The organism is Delftia sp. ZNC0008 (genome assembly GCF_000799035.1).
Lineage (GTDB): Bacteria > Pseudomonadota > Gammaproteobacteria > Burkholderiales > Burkholderiaceae_C > Comamonas > Comamonas tsuruhatensis.
In genome coordinates this window covers 1-1,790 of record NZ_JTKZ01000906.1, presented here as the reverse complement: position 1 = coordinate 1,790, position 1,790 = coordinate 1, and the positions used below count along the sequence as shown (strand labels likewise).

The 1,790-nt window shown below is 67.7% G+C and carries 2 protein-coding genes and 1 pseudogene; all 3 read right to left on the bottom strand.

What is annotated here, in order from left to right; translation table 11 throughout:
• Positions 1 to 755: NtaA/DmoA family FMN-dependent monooxygenase (locus L995_RS29220; RefSeq protein ID WP_047474920.1), on the bottom strand; the 755-nt coding region annotated here is incomplete at its 3' end.
• A 25-nt stretch (positions 756 to 780) separates the two neighbouring features.
• On the bottom strand, positions 781 to 1,605 hold the full coding sequence (locus tag L995_RS29215; protein WP_082001657.1) for a MetQ/NlpA family ABC transporter substrate-binding protein: 825 nt from the start codon (positions 1,603 to 1,605) through the stop codon (positions 781 to 783).
• Positions 1,606 to 1,630: 25 nt separating this feature from the next.
• Positions 1,631 to 1,790, bottom strand: a pseudogene (locus tag L995_RS33590) (SfnB family sulfur acquisition oxidoreductase); the annotation flags it as partial.

Genomic DNA, 1,790 nt, shown 5'->3' with positions numbered 1-1,790 from the left:
CCGCGTCCGATGAAGATGCCCTCGGCATGCCGGCCTGCAAAGCGCAGCCCGCGCGGCGAGGTGCCGGCCTGGAACAGCACGGGCGTGCGCTGGGGCGAGGGCGCGCTCATGTGGATGGCGTTGGCGCGGTAGAACGGCCCCTCATGCACCACCGGGTGCACCTTGCCGGGCAGGGCGTGGATGCGCCGCGCCTTGTCGGCGATCACGGCACCCTCTTCCCAGCTGCCTTCCCAGAGCTTGTAGGAAAGCTCCAGGAAGTCGTCGGCGCGGTCGTAGCGGCTGTCGTGCTCGGCCAGGCCGTTCTGGCCCAGTCCGCGCGCGCCGCTGTCCACATAGCCGGTGACGATGTTCCAGCCGATGCGGCCGTTGGTCAGCTGGTCCAGCGTGGTCACGTCGCGCGCAAAGGTATAGGGCTGGTGCGCGCCCACGGTGGCCGTGAGGCCGAAGCCGATGTGCCGCGTCACCGCCGCCATGGCCGAGACCAGCAGCCAGGGGTTGTTGACGGGCAGCTGTATGCCTTCGCGCAGGGTCAGGTCCACGCCGCCCTGGTAGACGTCGTAGTAGCCGACCACGTCGGCGATGAAGATGCCGTCGAACAGTCCTTCCTCCAGCACCCTGGCGATGTGGGTCCAGTAGGCCAGCGTGCCGTACTCGGTGGAGCGGTCGCGCGGATGGGTCCACAGGCCGTGGTGTATGTGGCCCACGCAGTTCATGTTGAAGGCGTTGACGTGGATGTGGCGCTTGGCTTGCGTCATGGGGCGGGTCCTGCAGTCCGTTGCGTCAGTTCTTCAACCAGGCCAGGCGGTAGAGCTTCTGGTCGTTCAGGTAGAAGGCGTGGATGGTCTTGCGCACCACGTCGGAGTTTTTGTAGATGTCAAGGAAGCGGGCGATGCGCGGGTCGGCCGCGCGGTCGCTGCGGGCCACGAACTGGATGGCCCAGGAGTCGTCCTCGTAGCTGGTGTAGGCCAGGCCCTTGCTGGCATCGAAGGCCTTGGAGGCGATGATGAAGTACGGAAATCCCTGGGCCAGGTCCACGTCGGGCGTGGTGCGGGCCAGCTGCGGGCCCTCGATCTCCACGAACTGCAGCTTCCTGGGGTTGGAGACGATGTCCGCCTGGGTGCCCAGCAGCCCGGTGTCGGGGCGCAGCGTGATCAGGCCCGCGTGCTGCAGCAGGCGCAGGCCGCGGCCCACGTTGACGGGGTCGCTGGCAATGGCCACCTTGGCGCCCGTGGGCAGGTCGGCCAGGGATTTGTGGCGCGTGGAGTACAGGCCCAGATAGGACAGGATGCCCGCCTGCACGCTGGTGAACTTGAAGCCCTTGCTGCGCGCGGCATGGGCCAGGTAGTTGCTGTTCTGGTAGTAGTTGAGGTCGATATCGCCCGCGTCCAGCGCCACGTTGGGCGTGGCCCAGTCGGTGAATTCCACCACCTGCACGTCCAGGCCCTGCTTCTTGGCCTCCTTGGCGGCGGCTTCCACCGAGTCCGCGAAGATGCCCGGCACCACGCCGATCTTCAGGGGCGCGGCCAGGGCGCTGCCTGCGAGCAGGGCAGCGCCCAGGAAGGCGGCCAGCCGGGGCCAGAGGGTGGGGGAGGTCGTTGTCATCATTGCATTCCTGTGTCGTTGGTAAAGGTCAGAGCGCGCCATGGCGCGGCGGGCGTATGCCGTTGAGCACGTAGTTGCCCACGGCGTGGTATTTCCAGCGCACGGGGTCGTGCAGGGTGTGGGTGCGCGCGTTGCGCCAGAAGCGGTCCAGGCCCTGTCCCGCCAGGGTGGAGGCCGTGCCTACGCGG